Source organism: Nonomuraea mesophila (genome assembly GCF_004352805.1).
Lineage (GTDB): Bacteria > Actinomycetota > Actinomycetes > Streptosporangiales > Streptosporangiaceae > Nonomuraea > Nonomuraea longispora.
In genome coordinates, this window is sequence record NZ_SMLD01000121.1 from 1 (window position 1) to 18,664 (window position 18,664).

Consider the following 18,664-nt stretch of genomic DNA (forward strand, 5'->3'; position numbering starts at 1 on the left):
GCCGGGGGTGGGCGGGCCGCCGTCCCAGCCCTTGGCCATGAGGGCGACCGCCGCCAGCAGGCCGCCGTTGCCCGGCAGGTAGACGGGCAGGGACGCGGTCTGCCGGTTGTGGCCGTTCGGCAGGTGGGTGTTCTTGGCCACGGGCATCAGCAGGGTGTCCACGGCCGTGCGCGGCTCGCCGAGCCGGGTCGCGGTCATGGCGATGGCCGGGTAGTCCCAGCCCCACGTGCTCTCCCAGTCCCAGGTCGCGAGCACGTCGCGCAGTGTCGCGCGCATGGTCTCCGGGTCGATGAGCCGGGTGGGCGGGACGAAGCCCAGGGCGTACAGCATGGACGGGTGGTCGTCCCGCACGGTGTACGGCGGGGTGCCCATCGCGGCGTAGATCCCGTCGCGCACAAGCGGGCGGGCCATGCCCGTGGCGACCTGCGCCCACATCGGCTCGGGCGCCAGGCCCAGCAGCCGCCGCCAGCGCTGGGCCACCTCCAGCGCCCACGACCAGTACGCGAGCTCGAACGTCGGGTCTGCGGCGCTCGCCCGCACGTCGGCGTACGACTCCTGGGCCGGGACCAGGGGCGGCCCCAGACCGTGCCCGCCTGGCCCCTTGGCCGCGAAGGCGGCCATGAACGTGGCCGTGCCGAAGACGACGTCGGCGTACTCGGCCAGCGCCTGGGGACCGCGGGCGCGGCGTACCAGCTCGGCCAGGAAGATCGGGTGCGGCTGCTGCCAGAGCAGGAACGGCCCGATCGGGCTGGGGCTCTCGCGCCCGTCGGGGCCCACCTGCTTGGGCCAGCGGGCTCCCGGGAGGCCCTGCGCCCTGGCCGTCTCACGGGCGCGCGGCAGGATGGAGGCGTACCAGCCGAGGCTGCGTTCGAGCAGGCCCGCCCGCCCCCACAGAGGGAAGTGGGCCGCGTGCCACCAGTGCATCTCCAGGTGGAAGCGGCCCCGCCAGCTGTTGGCCATCAGCCCGGTCTCGGCCGGAGGGGTGGAGCCCGCGCAGTGGACGGCGGTGAGGTACTGCGACAACACGACGCGGCGTTCCAGCTCGGGAGCCCGCGCGTCGTCGGCGCGGGACAGGTCCACCGCGCCGCCCGTGCTCCAGAAGCGCGCCCAGTGACGGCCGGAGGCCGCGACGACCTCGCCGAAACCGGGAAGCCCGCCGCCGACGCCGGCGCGAGTGCCAGGGGGTGTACCGGCAGGAGTGAGCGCGACCACCAGTTCGGCGGCCGGCTCGGTGAAGGTGAGCAGCACCTCGTGCGGCCCGCCCTGCGCGGCCCGGCCGCCGCCGGTCATGGCCACCACCACGTCGTACGCGGTGCCGTCGAGGACCCGCTCGACCGTGCACCCGCCCGGTGCGGGGCGCAGCGTCGAGGTGTGCGCGCCGGGGCGCGACCAGTCGGCCGCGTTCCCCCATGCCTGCGACCCGTACGGGAACGCCAGCCGCACCGCGAGACCGCCCGGGGAACCGCCCGCCAGCAGCGGCGACTCGACGCGCACGGCGAGCACGTCGCGCTCGGGATGGCAGGCGGTGGTGACCTGGACCGGCGTGCCGCGCAGCAGGTAGCGGCTGGTGATGACGCCGGTCCACAGGTCGAGCCGCTGGCGGATCCCGGTGACGTCGCCGGGGGCCGGCGGCGGGCCGCCTGGCGTGGCGAACCCGATCCGGGCGAGGTCCAGCCGGTGCGGGTTGGCCCGCAGCCACCCCTCGGCGGCCGAGGCGGGCGACTCGCCGGAGGCGCCGAGCTCGCCGGCCATGTCCACGTACGGCACGGGACCGCGCGGCGTGTCGTACGTGCGGGTCGTCTCCGACAGCTCGTACGAGCCGGGAACGCTGTGCCAGCCCCACGCGGACATGGTGGCCAGCAGCGTCCCCGGCGCCGCGGCGGTGCGGTCCTCGACCGGGTAGGCGTCCGGGAAGGTCTGCAACCCGGTGACGTCGACCGTGCAGCAGAACTCGCCGTTGCCCACCGACAGCGGCGACTCCGGCACGATCCGCGTCACCTCGACCGCGTGCCGGCCGACGAGCGCACGGCGGTCGATCCCAGCTGCTGTCACTGCTGGATCGCCGTCCCGACCTGCTGGATGAAGTCGGCCGCCGCCTCGGCCGGCTTCTGCCGGTCGAACAGCACCTCGGCGTTGACCCGGTCGAGGATCTTGGGTGTGTCGGTGGAGCCCGCGGGCCCGATCACCAGCGGCGGTCCCGCCTTGGGCGTCAGATCGTCGATGAAGTCGGCCTGCGCCTTCTCCTCCTCGCCGAGGACGCTCGCGATGCCCTCGCGCACGTCGGAGTTGGCCGGGATGCCGCGGTCGGCGAGGATGATCTTGCCGGCGTCGGTGCTGTTCACCAGGAAGTCCACGAACTTGGCCGCCTCCTCGGGGTGCTCGCTCCTGGCGTTGATGCTGTAGATCTGCGACGCCTGGAGCCACATGCCGGGCTGGGTGGCCGCGCTCTCGCCGGGCACCCGGATGAGTTTGAGCGGCGTGCCGGCGGCCTTGGTCAGCGCGGTGAGCTGGTTGCTCCAGTCGAACTGCATCGCCGCGAGGCCGCGGCCCATCAGCGACTGCTCGGGGGCGGGCTGGGTGATGAGCTCGGCCGTCTGCGAGGCGGGCGGGGTCGCTCCGGCGTCACGCAGTTCGAGTGTCATCGTCCACCAGTCCACCAGCGTCTTGGCACTGATGGCCACCTTGCCGTCGGCGGTGTAGAGCGCCTCGCCGCGCTGGCGGGAGTACGCGTCCAGCATGTCGGTCCTGGTGGGGTCGGCCAGCGCGAACGTGCCCTTGGGCAGCTTGCCGGACAGCTCCTTGGCGATGCGCTTGAAGTCGTCCCAGGTCCAGGTGTCGCCGTCGGGCACCTCCACGCCCGCCTTGTCGAACACGGCGGGGTTGATGACGGTGGCGATGGCGTTGACGCCGCTCGGCACGCCGTACTGGACGCCGCCGAACTTGCCGTTGTCCAGCGCCGCCGTGCCGATCTTGTCCGTCTTGAGGGTCACCTTGGACAGGTCGAGCAGGGCGCCGCGGTCGCCGTACTCGCGCGGGTAGGCGCCGCCGAGCGTGATGACGTCGGGCGCGCGCCCGGCGGCCACCTCGGTGGCCAGCCGGTCGAAGTAGGAGTTGAAGTCGGTGTACGAGCCCTTGACCGTGATGCCGGGGTTCTTGGCCTGGAAGGCGTCGATGACCTTCTGGGTGGCGTCGGCGCGGTCGTTGTTGCCCCACCAGCCGAAGCGCAGCTCGACGGTGCCGTCCTCACTTCCGGACGACCCGCCGCCGCAGGCGGAGGCCGCCAGCATGACGCCGGCCAGGCAGAGCGCCGCGAGCCTTGTGGACCTTCGTGACATCGGTCCTGTCCTTTCCCTGATGAGAAACGTGTCAATAGCCCCGGGATCACTTGAAGCCCGTGGTCGCGATGCCCTGGGTCAGGTAACGCTGACCGGCGAGGAAGAACCCGAAGATGGGCATCAGCCCGACGATGGACATGGCGAACAGCTCGCCCCAGGCCGTCTCGCCCTGGCCGTCCATGAACGACCGCAACGCCACCGGCATCGTCCACAACTCGGGATCGGTCAGGAAGATGAGCTGGCTGAAGAAGTCGTTCCAGGTCCAGATGAACGTGAACAGCGCCGAGGTCGCCAGCGCGGGGACCGACAGCGGGATGATGATCCGCCAGTAGATCCTGATGTGGCCGCAGCCGTCGATGCGGGCCGCCTCGTCGAGCTCGCTGGGCAGGCCGCGGATGAACTGCACCATCAGGAAGATGAAGAACGCGTCGTGCGCCAGGAACTTCGGCACCACCAGCGGCAGGTTGGTGTTGATCCAGTCGAGCTGGGAGAACAGCACGTACTGCGGGACGATCAGCACGTGGATGGGCAGCATCAGCGTCGCCAGCATCGCGGCGAAGAACAGGTTGCGGCCCCGGAACTTCAGCCGGGCGAAGGCGTAGGCCGCCAGCGAGCACGACAGCAGGTTGCCGGCCACCGCGAGGATCGCGATCACCGCGGAGTTCCACAGGTAATAGTGGAACGGGTGGCTCAGCGCCTGCCAGCCCTCGACGTAGTTGCCGAGGTCGAGCTCGGTCGGCCAGATCGAGGGGTCACGGAAGATGGTCTCGGTGGGCTTGACGGAGCTCGACACCATCCACAGCAGCGGATAGAGCATCACCAGCCCGAAGCCGATGAGCAGCACGTGCTTCGGCAACCGCCAGGACCGGCGGCGGCGCGAGGACCTCAGCTCAGTTGCCATAGAACACCCACCGCTTGGCGAAGAGGAAGTTGAGCCCGGTCAGGACGGCGATGATGGCCAGCAGCACCCACGCCATCGCGGAGGCGTAGCCCATGTCGAAGGAGCCGAAGCCGCGCTCGTACAGATAGAGGGTGTAGAGCAGGGTGGCGTCGGACGGCCCGCCGCGCCCGCCACTGATCACGAACGCCTGGGTGAAGCTCTGGAAGGCGCCGATCAGCTGCAGCACGAGGTTGAAGAAGATGATCGGCGTCAGCAGCGGGAGCGTGATGCGGAAGAACCTCGACGCCGGGCCTGCGCCGTCGACCTCCGCCGCCTCGTAGTAGGAGTGCGGGATCTGGCGCAGCCCGGCCAGGAAGATCACCATCGGCGCGCCGAAGGTCCAGGCGTTGAGGACGATGAGCGTGCCCAGGGCGAAGTCGGGGTGGGCGACCCAGCTGACGCCCTCGATGCCGGCCGTCGCCAGTAACTGGTTGACCAGGCCGTCCTTGCCGAAGATCTGCCGCCACAGAATCGCGACGGACACGCTGCCCGCGAGCAGCGACGGCAGGTAGTAGACCGAGCGGTAGAAGCTCAGCCCGCGCACGCCCCGGTTGAGGAGCAGCGCCAGCGCCAGCGCCAGGACCAGCTGGATGGGCACCGACACGAACACGTAGACGAACGTGACCCCGAGCGACTTGTGCAGCCGCGGGTCGGCCAGCATCTGCCGGTAGTTGTCCAGCCCCAGCCACTCGGGCGGCTTGAGCAGGGTGTATTCGGTGAACGACAGGTAGAGGGAGGCCAGGATCGGCCCGACGGTGAACAGCGCCATGCCGACGAACCACGGCGTCAGGAAGAGATAGCCGATGCGGTCGCGCGCGGGGCCGCTCGGCGAGGACCGCCGTCGCCGCCGTCTTCCGCGCGCGGAAGGGGGCTCTCGCTCGGGCGAGGTGATGGCCGGGGTCGGACGCTTGCTCATAGACCACCCTTTGCCGATCGCGCGGGGGGCGCGTGTCGGGGCGACCGGGGCAAAGGTGCCCTCCGGCCAGTGAGTAACCAGTTTCTAACAGAGCCTGGGAGGGGTGTCAACGCTCGATGAGCCAAGCACTGAGCTGCGGTGATGCTGGGCTGGGCTTTCTTGCCCGCCGTACCGGCAAACGGTTGCAGGCCATTCGAGAAACCGGTATCTTTCGAGCGCGCCCGGCCGCGGGCGCGCTCGTCACGGCCCGGCGATTTAATGCATGCGGGTGAGAAACGCCGAAGCATGCAGGGGGAGCGGATGAGGGCAGGCACCGGAGAGCGCGCAGAGGATCGGGACGAGCCGTCGTCCTCCGCCGGGTCGGGGGGCAGGCGCGGGCCGCGGCCCGCGGGCGCGGCGACCATCAGCCGCGTCGCCGAGGCCGCCGGCGTCTCCCGCGCCACCGTGTCGCGGGTGATGAACGGCTCCACCACCGTCAAGCCGGAGCTCGCCGCCCGCGTGCGCGCGGCCGCGCAGGCGCTCGACTACGAGCCCAGCGTCGCCGCCCGCAGCCTCGCGCTCGGCCGCACGGGCACCATCTCGCTCGTCGTCCCCGACCTGTCCAACCCGCTGTTCCAGGGCGTCCTGCGCGGGCTGAGCCAGGCCGCGGGCAAGGCCGGGCGCCAGTTGCTGGTGGCCGAGTCCGACGAGGACGCCGAGGAGGAGACGATCCTCGCGCTCGAGGCGCGGCGCAACTCCGACGGGCTCGTGCTGGCCTCGCCCCGCGCCCCCGACGAGCGGCTGCGCGAGCTCAGCGACCGCCTGGCTCCCTTCGTGCTCGTCTACCGCGAGGTCCCCGGCCTGGCGGCCCCGTCGTTGTCGGTCGACAACGACGCGGGCATCAACGAGCTCGTCGCCCACCTCACCGGCCTCGGCCACCGCCACCTGGCCTACCTGAGCGGCCCGCCCGCCAGCTCCTCGCACGCGTCACGGCTCGCCGCGCTGCGCGCCGCCGCGGCCGGCGCCCCGGGGTTCACGCTGACGGAGCTGCCGTGCGGCTCGATGTTCGACGACGGCCACGCCGCGGCCCGCCCGGTGCTGGAGAGCGGCGCGAGCGCGGTGGTGGCCTTCAACGACATGGTGGCCTCCGGGGCTCTCACGGGCCTGCACGAGCTGGGTGTACGGGTGCCGGGCGACGTGTCCGTCACCGGGTTCGACGGCATCCCGTTCGCCCGCTACACCACTCCCCCGCTGACCACGGTGTCCATCCCGAAGAACGAGCTGGGCCGGCAGGCGTGGGAGCGGCTGTGGGCGCTGATGAACGGCGAGAGCGGCGGCTACAACGTGCGCTTCCAGCCCCGGCTGCTCATCCGCGACAGCACGGGGCCCGCGCCGTCCTAGAAGGAGAGCACATGGAGTGGATCAGTGACGCGCGGCGAGCACTTCGACCGCGACGTGGTGGAGCGCACGTTCCTGCGCCGCACCGCGTTCATGCGCGACACCGGCACGCGCTCGACGCGGGCGAGCGGCGCGAACCGCTCGCCGACGTGCTGCGCACGCACCTGCCCGGAGGGTAGGAGCCTCAGCCGAGCGCGCGGTCGAGGTTGAACGCGGCGCTGATCAGCGCCAGGTGGGTGAAGGCCTGCGGGAAGTTGCCCTGCTGCTCGCCGCTGCGGCTGATCTCCTCGGCGTACAGGCCCACGTGGTTGGCGTAGGTCAGCATCTTCTCGAACGCCAGCCGGCCCTCCTCCACGCGGCCCGCGCGCACGAGCGCCTCGACGTACCAGAACGAGCAGATGGAGAACGTGCCCTCCTCTCCGCGCAGGCCGTCCGGGCTCGCCTTGGGGTCGTAGCGGTAGACCAGCGAGTCGGACACCAGCTCGGCCGTGAGCGCGTCGAGGGTGGCCAGCCACTTCGGGTCGGTGGGCGAGACGAACTTCACCAGCGGCATCATCAGCACCGCGGCGTCGAGCACGTCGCCGTCCTCGTACTGCACGAAGGCCTTGCGCTGCTCGGACCAGCCGCGGCGCATGAGCGTGCGGTAGATCGTGTCGCGGGCGTGCCGCCAGCGCGGGATGTCGGCGGGCAGGCCGCGCCGGTTGGCCATCCGCATGGCGCGCTCGATCGCCACCCAGCACATCAGCCGCGAGTAAAGGAAGTTCCTGCGCCCGCCGCGGGTCTCCCAGACGCCCTCGTCGGGCTGGTCCCAGTGGTCGCAGACCCAGTCCACCAGGCCGCACACCTCGTCCCAGTGGTCGCTGGAGACGGGCTGCCCCCACTTGTCGTAGAGGTAGATGGAGTCGATGAGCGCTCCGTAGATGTCGAGCTGGAGCTGGCCGGCGGCGGCGTTGCCGACCCGTACGGGTGCCGAGCCCCGGTGCCCTTCCAGGTGGCCGAGCACGTGTTCCGGCAACTCGGTGCGGCCGTCGATGCCGTACATGATCTGGAGCGGCCCTGAGGGGCCGTCGGCGCACCGGGTGACGCGCCGGGTCAGGAAGTTCATGAACGCCTCGGCCTCACCGGTGAATCCCAGCCGGAGCAGGGCGTAGACGGCGAAGGCGGCGTCGCGCACCCACAGGTAGCGGTAGTCCCAGTTGCGCTCGCCGCCGATCTGCTCGGGCAGGCTCGTCGTCGGCGCGGCGACGAGCGCTCCCGTCGGCGCGTACGTGAGCAGCTTGAGGGTCAGCGCGGAGCGATGCACCATCTCCCGCCACCGGCCGCGGTAGCGGGAGGCGGACAACCACCGCCGCCAGAACGCCACGGTGGCGGCGAACTCGTCCTCGGCCTCGGTGTACGCGCACGCGCGCGGCACCACGTCGCCGCCGACCTGGTCGAGCGCGAACACCTCCGACTCGCCCTCGTCGAGGGTGAAGGCCGCCGTGGCGTCCCGGTCGTCGCACGCGACCGGCACCGTGGCGGTCAGCGCGAGCGACAGGTCCTCCGACTCGAACACCACCATCCCGTCGTGCCGGCGTACGCGGTGCGGCTGCGCGCCGTACCCGAACCGGGGCGCCACCCGCGCGTGGAACGGGATCGACCCCCGTACGCAGATCACCCGCCGTATCAGCCGGTGGCGCCTGACCTCGCCCGAGTCACCGGTCACCGGCATGAAATCCTGGATCTCGCCCACCCCGCCCTCGGTGAAGAACCGGGTGATCAAAACGTTGGTGTCGGGGAAGTAGAACTGCTTGGTCGTGGCGGGCACACGTGCGCCCAGCTCGAACGCTCCCCCTTTGCCGGCGTCGAGGATCGCGCCGAAGACGCTGGGCGAGTCGAAGGTCGGGCAGCAGTACCAGTCGATGGTGCCGTCGGTGCCCACCAGCGCCACGGTGCGCAGGTCGCCGATCAGGCCGTGCTCGGCGATCGGCAGGTACCGGCCGGGCCCCACCCGGCTCTCCTGATCGAATGTCTCGGCCATCGCAACCTCTCTCCGGCGTCGCGCTGTCCCTACCCACGGTGCGCCGCCGTCTCTCCCCCGGTCCAGAGGCAGGTCATGGGCGTGCCGGGTCCCGGCGAGGCGGCCCCGCTCGCGCCGGATCGCGGTGCACACTGGCCCGATGGGAGTGCGGGTCCGCGTCGAGGGCGTGGTGCAGGGGGTGGGGTTCCGGCCGTTCGTGCACGGGCTGGCCACCCGGCTGGGGCTGGCGGGCCGGGTCGGCAACGACGCGCGCGGCGTCTTCGTCGAACTGGACGGCGACCGCGACCGGATCGCCGAGTTCCTGACGCGCCTCGAACGCGACGCTCCCCCGCTGGCCGCGATCGAGCGCGTGACCGTCACCGGACGCCGCCGCGCGGCCGCCTCCGGTGACGGGCGCTTCCTGATCGTGGCGAGCGAGCGCTCGGGAACTCCGCGCACGCTGGTCTCGCCCGACATCGCGACGTGCGCCGACTGCCTGGCGGAGCTGGCCGACCCGGCCGACCGGCGCTACCGCTACCCCTTCGTCAACTGCGTCAACTGCGGGCCGCGGCTGACGATCACGCGCGCGCTGCCGTACGACCGGCCGCTGACCACGATGGCGGGCTTCGCCCTGTGCGAGGCCTGCCTGGCCGAGTACCACGACCCGGCCGACCGGCGCTTTCACGCCCAGCCCGTCTGCTGCCCGGCCTGCGGCCCGGCGCTCGAACTGGTGGACGCGCGGGGCGCCCCGATCGCCCGCGGCGACGACGCCCTGACCGGCGCCGCGGGTGTGCTGCGTGAAGGCGGGGTGCTGGCGGTGAAGGGCCTCGGCGGCTACCACCTGGCGGTCGTGGCCTCCGACGAGCGGGCCGCCGCCGAATTGCGCCGCCGCAAACGGCGGGCGGACAAGCCGTTCGCGGTCATGGTGGCCGGCCTGGCGCAGGCGCGGCGGTTGTGCGAGGTGGACGCGGCGGCGCAGGCGCTCCTGACCGGCGGGGAGCGCCCCATCGTGCTGCTGCCGCGCCGCACCGGTGAGGGTGCCGGCCAGGGAGTTGCGGGCCCGGTCGCGCCGGGGCGGGCGCACCTCGGGCTGATGCTGGCGTACACGCCGCTGCACCACCTGCTGCTCGCCGAGGCGGGCGCGCCGCTCGTGCTGACGAGCGCGAACCTCGCCGGCGAGCCGATCGAGTACGACGACCGCGCCGCCCTCGACCGGCTCGGCGGCCTGGCGGACGCGTTCCTGACCCATGACCGGCCCATCCACCTGCGGGCCGACGACTCGGTGGCGCGGGTGTTCCGGGGCGGGGGCACGCTCCTGCGGCGCTCGCGCGGCCACGCCCCTGCCCCGTTCACGCTGGCGTGGGAGGCGCCCCGGCCGGTCCTCGGCTGCGGCGCCGCGCTGAAGAGCACGTTCTGCCTGACGCGGGGGCGGCACGCGTTCGTCTCCCCGCACGTCGGCGACCTGGGAGGCCACGAGGCCCTGCGGGCGTACACGGCGGGGATCGAGCACTTCCGCGCGCTGCTCGGCGTGCGTCCCGAGGTGGTCGCGCACGACCTGCACCCCGACTACCCGTCCACCCGGTACGCCCTCGGCCTGCCGGACGTGGACCTTGTGGGGGTGCAGCACCATCACGCGCACATCGCCTCCTGCCTGGCCGACAACGGCGAGCACGGCCGGGTGATCGGCGTGGCGTTCGACGGTCTCGGCCACGGCGACGACGGCACGTTGTGGGGCGGCGAGTTCCTCCTGGCCGACCTGGTCTCGTACGAGCGGGCCGGGCATCTGGCGCCCGTCCCGATGCCGGGCGGCGAGACGGCCGTCAGGCAGCCGTGGCGGATGGCCGCCGCCTACCTGGCCGGCCTGGCCCCTTTGGACGACGACGCGGCGGGCGCGACCGCCGTGGCACGGCGCGCGGGCGCCCGGTGGGAGAGCGTGACGGCGCTGGCCAGGCGGGGCGGGCCGGCCGCGCCGCTGACCTCCAGCGCCGGACGCCTGTTCGACGCGGTGGCGGCGCTGACCGGCGTACGCGACACGATCACGTACGAGGGGCAGGCCGCGATCGAGCTGGAGCAGGTCGCCGACCTCGCGGAACGCGGCGCGTACCCGGCGGGCGTCGCGCGGCGCGACGGCGTGCTCGTGGTCGAAGGCAGGGACCTGGTGCGGGCCGCGCTGGAGGACCTGGACGGGGGCGCGGGACCTGCGGTGGTCTCCGCCCGCTTCCACAACGGCGTGTGCGACCTCGTCGTGCGCTGCTGCCGCACGCTGCGCGAGGAGACGGGGCTGAGCACGGTGGCGCTGTCCGGAGGCGTGTTCCAGAACGTGCTGCTGGCCGGGCGCACGGTCGAGCGGCTTGAGTGCGACGGGTTCAGGGTGCTCACGCACGCGGGCGTTCCGGCCGGCGACGGCGGCATCAGCCTCGGCCAGGCGGCCGTCGCCGCCGCCCGCGACCGGCTCCGCTAGCGGGGCGGGTTCCGCATCCGCGCAGGTCGGCGAGGTTTCGTCCGGGGACAGGGGCGGTATGTCCGCTACGTAGAGCAACCGTCCGGGCACATCACGACACCGGACCCGAACTCTGCATCCGGCCACGAAAGGGGCTTGGGCCATGACGACCACCCAGACGCCGACAGGACTGGACGAGCTTCACATCCTGTGGACCTCGGAGGGCATGAGCTGCGACGGCGACACCGTCTCGGTCACCGCCGCGTCGCTGCCGAGCCTGGAGGACGTGCTGCTCGGGCTCGTGCCGGGGCTGCCCAAGGTGCACCTGCACAACAAGGTCCTCGCGACGGAGGTGGGCGACGCCTTCATGGCCGCCTTCCACCAGGCACACCACGACGAGCTGGGCCCGTTCATCCTCGTGGTCGAGGGGTCGATCCCCAACGAGAGGATCAACGGCGACGGCTACTGGACGTCCATGGGCAACGACCCGGCCACCGGTGAGCCCATCACGGTGAACGAGTGGATCGACCGGCTGGCCCCCAAGGCCTGGGCCGTCGTCGCCATCGGCACCTGCGCCACCTACGGCGGCATCCACGCCATGGCCGGCAACCCGACCGGCTGCATGGGGCTGGCCGACTACCTCGGCAAGGACTTCCGCTCGGCCGGCGGCCTGCCCATCGTCAACGTGCCCGGCTGCCCCGTGCAGCCCGACAACTTCATGGAGACGCTGACCTGGCTGCTCTACCAGGCGGCGGGCATGGCCCCCACCATCCCGCTCGACGACCTGCTCAGGCCCACCTGGTTGTTCGGCAAGACCGTGCACGAGGGCTGCGACCGGGGCGGCTACTACGAGCAGGGCGACTTCGCCCACGACTACAACTCTCCTAAGTGCCTGGTGCGCGTCGGCTGCTGGGGACCGGTGGTCAACTGCAACGTCCCCAAGCGCGGCTGGATGGACGGCGTCGGCGGCTGCCCCAACGTGGGCGGCATCTGCATCGGCTGCACCATGCCCGGTTTCCCCGACAAGTTCATGCCGTTCATGGACGAACCTCCCGGCGGATCGGTGTCGGCGGCGTTCAGCGGCGCGTACGGCTCGCTGATCCGCAAGATGCGCTCGATCACGAACAACACGGCCAACAAGGAACCGAAGTGGCGTCACAACCGCCGCAGGCTGACGAGCGGGTACGACCCGCGCTGGGGAAACGGCTAAAGGGAGAGTGGCGAGGTGACAACCCGTACAGCGGGCGCCAAGCAGCGCGCGGAAGAGTCCCGCGAGCTGGTGGAGATGTCGTGGGACCCGATCACGAGGATCATCGGCAACCTGGGCATCTACACGAAGATCGACTTCAACAACCGCGAGGTCGTCGAGTGCAGGAGCACCTCGTCGTTGTTCCGCGGCTACAGCGTGTTCATGAAGGGCAAGGACCCGCGCGACGCGCACTTCATCACGAGCCGGATCTGCGGCATCTGCGGTGACAACCACGCGGTCTGCTCGATCTACGCCCAGAACATGGCGTACGGCGTCAAGCCTCCGCCGCTGGCCGAGTGGATCATCAACCTGGGCGAAGCGGCCGAGTACATGTTCGACCACACCCTCTTCCAGGACAACCTGGTCTTCGTCGACTACTGCGAGCAGATGGTCAAGGAGACCAACCCCGGCCTGCTGCGGCGGGCGGAGACCGCGGAGGCTCCCAACGCCGGGGTGCACGGCTTCCGGACGATCGCCGACATCATGCGCGCCTTCAACCCGTTCAGCGGGGAGGTCTACAAGGAGGCGCTGCACGTCAGCAGGGTGACCAGGGAGATGTGCTGCCTGATGGAGGGCCGGCACGTGCACCCCTCGACGCTCTACCCGGGCGGCGTGGGCACGGTCGCGACGCCCCAGGTGTTCACCGACTACCTGGTGCGCTTGCTGCGGGTGCTCGACTTCGTCAAGAAGGCCGTCCCGATGAACGACGACCTGTTCGACTTCTTCTACGAGGCGCTGCCCGGCTACGAGGAGGTCGGCCGCCGGCGGGTGATGCTCGGCTGCTGGGGCTCCTTCCAGGATCCGGCGGCGGTCGACTACGACTACCGGAACATGAACGAGTGGGGCCGGCGCATGTTCGTCACACCGGGCATCGTCCTGGACGGCGAGCTGCTGACCACCAACCTGGTCGACATCAACCTCGGCATCCGGATCCTGCTGGGCAGCTCCTACTACGACGACTGGCAGTCGGAGGAGACGTTCGTCACCCACGACCCGCTCGGCAACCCGGTGGACCAGCGCCACCCGTGGAACCAGACGACCCTGCCCAAGCCGCAGAAACGCGACCTGGAGCACGGCAACTACAGCTGGGTGATGAGCCCGCGCTGGTACGACCGGCGCACCGGCGACCACCTGGCGCTCGACACCGGCGGCGGCCCGCTGGCGCGGTTGTGGTCGACGGCGCTCGCGGGCCTGGTCGACACCGGCACGGTGCGCGCCACGGGCAGCAGCGTGGAGATCAACCTGCCCAAGAGCGGCTCCCTGCCGGAGATGCGGCTGGAGTGGAAGGTGCCGCGCTGGGCCAACACCATCGAGCGCAACCGGGCCCGCGCCTACTTCGTCGCGTACGCCGCGGCGATGGCGGTGCACTTCCTGGAGCAGGCGCTGGGCGAGGTGCGGGCCGGCCGCACGCAGGTGTTCTCCGACTTCGACGTGCCCGACGACGCGATCGGCTGCGGCTTCCACGAGGCGGTGCGCGGCGTGTTGTCGCACCACATGGTGATCCGCGACGGCAAGATCGCCAACTACCATCCGTACCCGCCGACGCCGTGGAACGCCAGCCCGCGCGACATGTACGGCACACCGGGACCGTACGAGGACGCGGTGCAGGGGTTGCCGATCTTCGAGGAGAACGGGCCCGACTCCTTCAAGGGCATCGACATCATGCGTACGGTGCGCAGCTTCGACCCGTGCCTGCCGTGCGGCGTGCACATGTACCTCGGCGGCGGCAAGGAGCTCAAGCAGATGCACTCCCCCACGTTCGGCGCGAGCCTCGGCGGTTAGGAGCGGGCGCATGGACGATCGCATCGCGAGGATCGAGGTCATGCTCGACGAGGCCGGCCCCGACGCGGTCGAGCTGGTCAAGGAGCTGCTCGACCTGTACGGCGAGGGCCTGGCGAGCGTCATGGCGGTGCTCGACGCCGAGCAGGCGGCGCGGCTGGCCGCCGACACGGCGGTCGCGCCGCTCCTGCTGCTGCACGACCTGCATCCGCTGGACGTGCGGGCCCGCGTGGAGGCGGCCGTCGGCGGCGCCGCCGAACTGCTCGCCGTCGAGGACGACCTGGTACGCCTGCGCGTACGGCCGGGCGGCTGCCGCTCGTCCGCCGAGGCGGCGACCTCGGCCCTGCGGGAGGCCGTACGCGCCGCCGCCCCGGAGATCGAGCACGTCGACATCGAGGTCGAACGCGACGCCACGCCGCTGATCCCGGTCGAGAGCCTGGCCGTGCGCACCGGCCCGCGGGCGCCGTGACCGGCCTGCTGCGCCGGCTGGCCGCGCAGGCGCGCGAGCGGCGGCCCAGCCCCAGGACGCAGGCGTGCGAGCTGTGCGGCGAGACGCTTGCCGACGTGCACCGCCACCTGCTGGAGCTGCCGTCGCGCGAGCTGCGCTGTGTGTGCCGGGCCTGCCAGGTGCTGTTCGACCACGCGGCGGCCGGCGGGCCGGCGTCGGGGGGCCACCACGTCCTCGTGCCGGACCGGCGCCGGCGGCTGAGCGGCTTCGTGCTTCCCGACCCGGTGTGGGCGCGGCTCGGCGTTCCTGTGCGGATGGCGTGCCTGGTGCGCGACTCGGCTTCCGGCGGGATCATCGCGTTTTACCCGAGCCCGGCGGGGGCGGTGCGGGCATCCGCGGGCCAGGCGGCCTGGGACCTGATCGTCCGCGACAACCCGGTGCTCGCCGGGCTGCGCCAGGACGTGGAGGCCCTCCTCGTCGACCGCGACCGCGGCGCGTGGATCGTGCCGCTCGACGACTGCTACGCGCTCGCCGGGACGATCAGGTCCCGCTGGCGCGGGCTGAGCGGCGGCCAGGACGTACGCGCGCACCTCGACGCCTTCTTCACCGACCTCGACGACCGGTCCGTCACCGTACCGGCCACCGACGACAGCAGGAGCCCAGCATGAGCAAGAAACACCCGATCAGGACGGGCCGCCCGGACGTGCGCCCCGACGATGCCTCCCACGTCAAGGGCGTGAAGGAGGGCAACAGCCGCGGCAACTACGACAAGCAGGAGGGTCACCTTCCCGACGGCCGGTCCACGGCCCGGCGCTCGACCGGCATCAATCCGCGCAAGCACGACCCGATCGACCCCGACATGCCCAACCTGTCACCCGCCTGATCACGATGCCACCGACAGCACCGGCCGTGCGGATCGAGGTTCACGGCGTGGAGCCGGCCGTACCCGCCGCCGCGCCCGCCCTGGACTTCCGGCTGCGCGTGCACGCCGACGCTCCCGTACGCGCGCTCACGCTGGCCACGCAGCTGCGCATCGAGGCCGCCGCGCGCGACTACGACGAGGACGCGCGCGACCGGCTCCGCGGGTTGTTCGGCCCGCCGGAGACGTGGGGGCACACCCTGTCCAGCCTGCTGTGGACGAGCACCGTCACCCACGTACCCGCCTTCACCGGCAGCGCCCAGGCGACGCTCACCGTCGCGTGCACCTACGACTTCGACGTGGCCGCCGCCGCCTACCTGCACGGCCTGCCCGGCGGTGAGGTGCCGCTGCGCTTCCTGTTCACCGGCACCGTCTTCTACCTCGACGGCGACCGCCTGCAGGCGGCCTGCCTGCCGTGGGACAGCGAGGCGGAGCACCTCATGCCGGTACGGGTGTGGAAGGACCTCATGGACCGCCACTTCCCGCGCACGGCCTGGATCCGGCTGGAACGCGACACGTTCGACCGCCTGTACGCCCACCGGGTGCGGCACACGCTGCTCGGCTGGGACGACACGGTCAGGTCACTGCTGGAAACGAGCGGAGGCTGACCCCGCATGGACCCGCGCATGGATTCGCGCAAGGACCCGCGTGAGGAACAGGTCCGGCAGATCGCCCGGGCCGTGCTGTACGAGGGCTACCTGCTGTGGCCCTACCGCGAGTCGTCGCTGAAGAACCGGCACCGCTGGACGATCGGCGGCGTGCACCCTGAGGCGTACGGCCGGGCCCACGAGGGCGACCGCTGGCTGATGCGTACCGAATGCCTCGTGGAGGCGGAGCCCGGCGACACCGTGGACGTGTGCCTGCGGTTCCTGCACGTCGTCACCCGCGAGCCGGTCGAGGGCGGCCCCGGGCGCCCGCCCGGCGAGGAGGCGCGGGAGCGGGAGCTGTCCCTGCCCGGCCTCGTCGTGGACGGGCTGGCACGCGGCCCGGCCGTCACGGAGATCGCCCTGCCGGCGGGCCGCCGCACCGAGCCGCTCGACGGGCCGCTCGACGGGCCGCCCGACGCCCGCGACGAGCCTCTTGACGGGCCGCTGAGCGGTGGTGGCGGGCGGGCGGGGATGGTGGTGCGCAGCTGGGAGGCGCTGCGCGGCCGGATCGAGGTGAGCGCGCGGCGGCTGCGGCCCGATCTGTACGTGCTCTCCGTCGAGGTGGTCAACACCACGCCCTGCGATCCCGGCAGCCGCGCCGACGCGCTGCGCCGCACGCTGGTGTCCGCGCACACCGTGCTGCACGCGCCGCGGGCCCGGTTCGTCTCGCTCACGGATCCGCCGCCGGAGCTGCGCGAGCACGCCGCCGCCTGCCGCAACGAGGGCGCCTGGCCGGTGCTCGCGGGGCCGTCCGGCGACCGTCACACGGTCCTGGCCTCGCCGATCATCCTGTACGACCACCCGGAGATCGCGCCCGAGAGCCCCGGCGACCTGTTCGACAACACCGAGATCGACCAGCTGCTCACGCTGAGCGTGCTGGCGCTCAGCGACGGGGAGCGGCAGGAGATCCGCGACGGCGACCCGCGCGCCCGTGCGATCCTCGACCGCTGCACCTCGCTCGCCCCCGAGGACCTGATGCGTCTGCACGGCCTCATGCGCAGGACGGAGCCACGGGCATGAACGACTTCTGGACGCGGATGGCCGGGCGCGGCCCCGGTGAGGTGGTCGTGGACGGGACGGTGGTCGGCCCGGGCAGCCTGGTCCGGCTGCGGCCGCGCAACCGGACGGATGTCTTCGACCTCGTCCTCGGGGGCCAGGTGGCCGTGGTGGAGAGCGTCGAGCAGGACGACGAGGGCGCGCTGCACGTCGCGGTCACGCTCGCCGACGATCCCGGACGCGACCTGGGCGAGGCGCGGATGCCCGGGCACCGGTTCTTCTACTCCGCCGAGGAGATCGAGCCGCTGGGCGAGCACGAGGAGCGGCCCGGCGGCGCCCGGGTCCTGGTCGCCGGCATCGGCAACGTCTTCCTCGGCGACGACGGCTTCGGCGTGGAGGTGGCCCGCCACCTGGCGGCCGGGCCCCCGGTGGCGGGCGCGGACGTCGTCGACTTCGGCATCCGCGGCATGGATCTGGCCTACGCGCTGCAGCGCGCGTACGCGGGGGTGATCTTCGTCGACGCCGCGCCGCGCGGCCACGCCCCCGGCACGCTCACTGTGCTCGAACCCGACCTCCCCGGCGGCCCGTCCCCGGATGGCTCCCTGGAAGGGCCCTTGGAAGGACACGGCATGGATCCGGTGAGCGTGCTGCGGCTGGCCCGGCGGATGGGCCGCCTGCCGGCCCGGGTGCGGGTCGTCTGCTGCGAGCCGGTGACCGTCGAGGAGGCGCTGTTCGAGCTCAGCGAGCCGGTGCGCGCGATGGTCGAGGCGGCGGCCGGCCTCGTGAAGTCCCTGGTTATGGAAATGATTGCGGAAAACGCCGGGCCGGGTTCCCGCGATCCGCTCCCACGGTGAGGTGATGTGAGATGTGGAAGAAGCGCCTGGTGAAGCTGGTCGCGCTCGGCGGGCTGGTGGCGGTCGTCGTCCACCAGTGGCCGGAGATCCACCGGTACATGAAGATCAAACGAATGTAGGGCGGCATGCACGAGATCGGGATGTGCGAGGGCCTGGTCGAGCTGATCGAGCAGCGGGCGGCGGGCAGGCGGGTCACGTCCGCGCGGGTGCGGGTAGGCGCCCGCCACGCCGTCGTGGACGACGCCTTCGGGCAGGCGTTCACGCTGGCCGCGGCCGGCAGCACCGTCCAGGACGCCGTGGTCGAGCTGATCATCACGCCGATGACGGTCGGCTGCCGCGCGTGCGGCTGCCGTACCGAGTCGGTCGATCCGCTGGCGGCCTGCCCGCTCTGCGGCGACGAGGGCGTGGATCTCACCGGCGGTGACGAGCTGGTCCTGGAGTCGGTCACGTTCGGCGAGGAGGCGGCCGATGTGTCTCGGCATCCCGGGTGAGCTGGTCGAGTTCGGCCAGGAGCACGAGGACCTCGCCGTCGTCGACGTGAGCGGCGTGCGCCGCCGCGTCAACGTGGGCCTGCTCGCCGACGAGGGGCTGCGGCCCGGCGACTGGGTGCTCGTGCACGTCGGGTTCGCCCTGTCGAAGATCTCCGAGCAGGAGGCGCAGGCGGTGCTCGACTACCTGCAGGGGCTGGGGCAACCGTACGAGGACGAGCTGGACGCGCTGCGCGGCTCGGACATCGTGTAGCCGGGACGACCATGGGGGAGAGCG

General features: G+C 72.1%; 19 protein-coding genes. 13 read left to right on the forward strand and 6 right to left on the reverse strand.

What is annotated here, in order from left to right; genetic code table 11:
- From E1295_RS33730 to E1295_RS33745, 4 genes are all read right to left on the reverse strand, one after another.
- Positions 1 to 2,052, reverse strand: a 2,052-nt coding sequence (locus E1295_RS33730; RefSeq protein ID WP_181958084.1) for a hypothetical protein, incomplete at its 3' end; no start/stop codon positions are given.
- On the reverse strand, positions 2,049 to 3,335 hold the full coding sequence (locus E1295_RS33735; RefSeq protein WP_220449023.1) for an ABC transporter substrate-binding protein: 1,287 nt from the start codon (positions 3,333 to 3,335) through the stop codon (positions 2,049 to 2,051). The genes E1295_RS33735 and E1295_RS33730, both read right to left, overlap by 4 nt.
- Positions 3,336 to 3,381: 46 nt before the next feature.
- Entirely contained in the window at positions 3,382 to 4,236 is an 855-nt protein-coding gene (locus tag E1295_RS33740; RefSeq protein ID WP_132636861.1) for a carbohydrate ABC transporter permease, read from the reverse strand.
- Complete coding sequence (locus E1295_RS33745) at positions 4,226 to 5,191, reverse strand: carbohydrate ABC transporter permease (protein WP_132636863.1); 966 nt, start codon at positions 5,189 to 5,191, stop codon at positions 4,226 to 4,228. Before E1295_RS33745 ends, E1295_RS33740 begins: the two co-directional genes overlap by 11 nt.
- Before the next feature lie 300 nt (positions 5,192 to 5,491).
- On the opposite strand from E1295_RS33745, the gene E1295_RS33750 reads away from it, so the two are divergent.
- Entirely contained in the window at positions 5,492 to 6,571 is a 1,080-nt protein-coding gene (locus E1295_RS33750) for a LacI family DNA-binding transcriptional regulator (protein WP_132636865.1), read from the forward strand.
- On the opposite strand, the gene E1295_RS49130 is transcribed toward E1295_RS33750, so the two are convergent.
- On the reverse strand, positions 6,568 to 6,732 hold the full coding sequence (locus tag E1295_RS49130; protein WP_166427531.1) for a hypothetical protein: 165 nt from the start codon (positions 6,730 to 6,732) through the stop codon (positions 6,568 to 6,570). The genes E1295_RS33750 and E1295_RS49130 overlap by 4 nt on opposite strands.
- A gap of 20 nt (positions 6,733 to 6,752) precedes the next feature.
- A complete protein-coding gene (locus E1295_RS33760; protein WP_132636869.1) occupies positions 6,753 to 8,588 on the reverse strand; it encodes a glycoside hydrolase family 15 protein in 1,836 nt (611 codons plus the stop codon).
- A gap of 139 nt (positions 8,589 to 8,727) precedes the next feature.
- Here E1295_RS33760 and hypF point away from each other — a divergent pair, with 139 nt between their 5' ends.
- The 12 genes from hypF to E1295_RS33810 all read left to right on the forward strand — a co-directional run bounded on the left by hypF (position 8,728) and on the right by E1295_RS33810 (position 18,640).
- Positions 8,728 to 11,028: a carbamoyltransferase HypF gene (gene hypF, locus E1295_RS33765; RefSeq protein ID WP_181958085.1), complete on the forward strand. Its 2,301-nt coding sequence runs from the start codon at positions 8,728 to 8,730 to the stop codon at positions 11,026 to 11,028.
- 142 nt (positions 11,029 to 11,170) lie between these two features.
- On the forward strand, positions 11,171 to 12,217 hold the full coding sequence (locus E1295_RS33770; RefSeq protein ID WP_132636871.1) for an NADH-quinone oxidoreductase subunit B family protein: 1,047 nt from the start codon (positions 11,171 to 11,173) through the stop codon (positions 12,215 to 12,217).
- 15 nt (positions 12,218 to 12,232) lie between these two features.
- Positions 12,233 to 14,038, forward strand: a complete 1,806-nt coding sequence (locus E1295_RS33775) for a nickel-dependent hydrogenase large subunit (RefSeq protein ID WP_246080661.1) — start codon at positions 12,233 to 12,235, stop codon at positions 14,036 to 14,038.
- Positions 14,039 to 14,048: 10 nt separating this feature from the next.
- Positions 14,049 to 14,504 (forward strand): hypothetical protein, encoded by a 456-nt coding sequence (locus E1295_RS33780; RefSeq protein WP_132636873.1) that lies wholly within the window; start codon positions 14,049 to 14,051, stop codon positions 14,502 to 14,504.
- Entirely contained in the window at positions 14,501 to 15,151 is a 651-nt protein-coding gene (locus E1295_RS33785; protein ID WP_181958086.1) for a DUF5947 family protein, read from the forward strand. The genes E1295_RS33780 and E1295_RS33785 overlap by 4 nt, the downstream gene beginning before the upstream one ends.
- Positions 15,148 to 15,366 (forward strand): hypothetical protein, encoded by a 219-nt coding sequence (locus E1295_RS33790; RefSeq protein WP_132636875.1) that lies wholly within the window; start codon positions 15,148 to 15,150, stop codon positions 15,364 to 15,366. Before E1295_RS33785 ends, E1295_RS33790 begins: the two co-directional genes overlap by 4 nt.
- A 26-nt stretch (positions 15,367 to 15,392) precedes the next feature.
- Complete coding sequence (locus E1295_RS33795; protein WP_132636877.1) at positions 15,393 to 16,010, forward strand: DUF6084 family protein; 618 nt, start codon at positions 15,393 to 15,395, stop codon at positions 16,008 to 16,010.
- Between the two features lie 18 nt (positions 16,011 to 16,028).
- On the forward strand, positions 16,029 to 17,069 hold the full coding sequence (locus E1295_RS33800) for a hypothetical protein (protein ID WP_166427530.1): 1,041 nt from the start codon (positions 16,029 to 16,031) through the stop codon (positions 17,067 to 17,069).
- Entirely contained in the window at positions 17,066 to 17,899 is an 834-nt protein-coding gene (locus E1295_RS49135; RefSeq protein ID WP_220449024.1) for a hydrogenase maturation protease, read from the forward strand. Before E1295_RS33800 ends, E1295_RS49135 begins: the two co-directional genes overlap by 4 nt.
- Positions 17,900 to 17,910: 11 nt before the next feature.
- Entirely contained in the window at positions 17,911 to 18,018 is a 108-nt protein-coding gene (locus E1295_RS52640; protein WP_425465378.1) for a DUF6893 family small protein, read from the forward strand.
- A 6-nt stretch (positions 18,019 to 18,024) separates the two neighbouring features.
- Entirely contained in the window at positions 18,025 to 18,390 is a 366-nt protein-coding gene (locus E1295_RS33805) for a hydrogenase maturation nickel metallochaperone HypA/HybF (protein WP_132636879.1), read from the forward strand.
- Positions 18,368 to 18,640, forward strand: coding sequence for a HypC/HybG/HupF family hydrogenase formation chaperone (locus E1295_RS33810; RefSeq protein WP_132636881.1), 273 nt, complete (start codon positions 18,368 to 18,370; stop codon positions 18,638 to 18,640). Before E1295_RS33805 ends, E1295_RS33810 begins: the two co-directional genes overlap by 23 nt.
- The last annotated feature ends 24 nt before the right edge of the window (positions 18,641 to 18,664 follow it).

Bases quoted from the DNA above. Each gene is read 5' to 3' on its own strand.
- hypF (WP_181958085.1), top strand. From the start codon at position 8,728: ATGGGAGTGCGGGTCCGCGTCGAGGGCGTGGTGCAGGGGGTGGGGTTC.
- E1295_RS33735 (WP_220449023.1), bottom strand. From the start codon at position 3,335: ATGTCACGAAGGTCCACAAGGCTCGCGGCGCTCTGCCTGGCCGGCGTC.
- E1295_RS33805 (WP_132636879.1), top strand. From the start codon at position 18,025: ATGCACGAGATCGGGATGTGCGAGGGCCTGGTCGAGCTGATCGAGCAG.
- E1295_RS49135 (WP_220449024.1), top strand. From the start codon at position 17,066: ATGAACGACTTCTGGACGCGGATGGCCGGGCGCGGCCCCGGTGAGGTG.
- E1295_RS33770 (WP_132636871.1), top strand. From the start codon at position 11,171: ATGACGACCACCCAGACGCCGACAGGACTGGACGAGCTTCACATCCTG.
- E1295_RS33800 (WP_166427530.1), top strand. From the start codon at position 16,029: ATGGATTCGCGCAAGGACCCGCGTGAGGAACAGGTCCGGCAGATCGCC.
- E1295_RS52640 (WP_425465378.1), top strand. From the start codon at position 17,911: ATGTGGAAGAAGCGCCTGGTGAAGCTGGTCGCGCTCGGCGGGCTGGTG.
- E1295_RS33750 (WP_132636865.1), top strand. From the start codon at position 5,492: ATGAGGGCAGGCACCGGAGAGCGCGCAGAGGATCGGGACGAGCCGTCG.
- E1295_RS33745 (WP_132636863.1), bottom strand. From the start codon at position 5,191: ATGAGCAAGCGTCCGACCCCGGCCATCACCTCGCCCGAGCGAGAGCCC.
- E1295_RS33740 (WP_132636861.1), bottom strand. From the start codon at position 4,236: ATGGCAACTGAGCTGAGGTCCTCGCGCCGCCGCCGGTCCTGGCGGTTG.
- E1295_RS33810 (WP_132636881.1), top strand. From the start codon at position 18,368: ATGTGTCTCGGCATCCCGGGTGAGCTGGTCGAGTTCGGCCAGGAGCAC.
- E1295_RS33790 (WP_132636875.1), top strand. From the start codon at position 15,148: ATGAGCAAGAAACACCCGATCAGGACGGGCCGCCCGGACGTGCGCCCC.
- E1295_RS33760 (WP_132636869.1), bottom strand. From the start codon at position 8,588: ATGGCCGAGACATTCGATCAGGAGAGCCGGGTGGGGCCCGGCCGGTAC.
- E1295_RS33780 (WP_132636873.1), top strand. From the start codon at position 14,049: ATGGACGATCGCATCGCGAGGATCGAGGTCATGCTCGACGAGGCCGGC.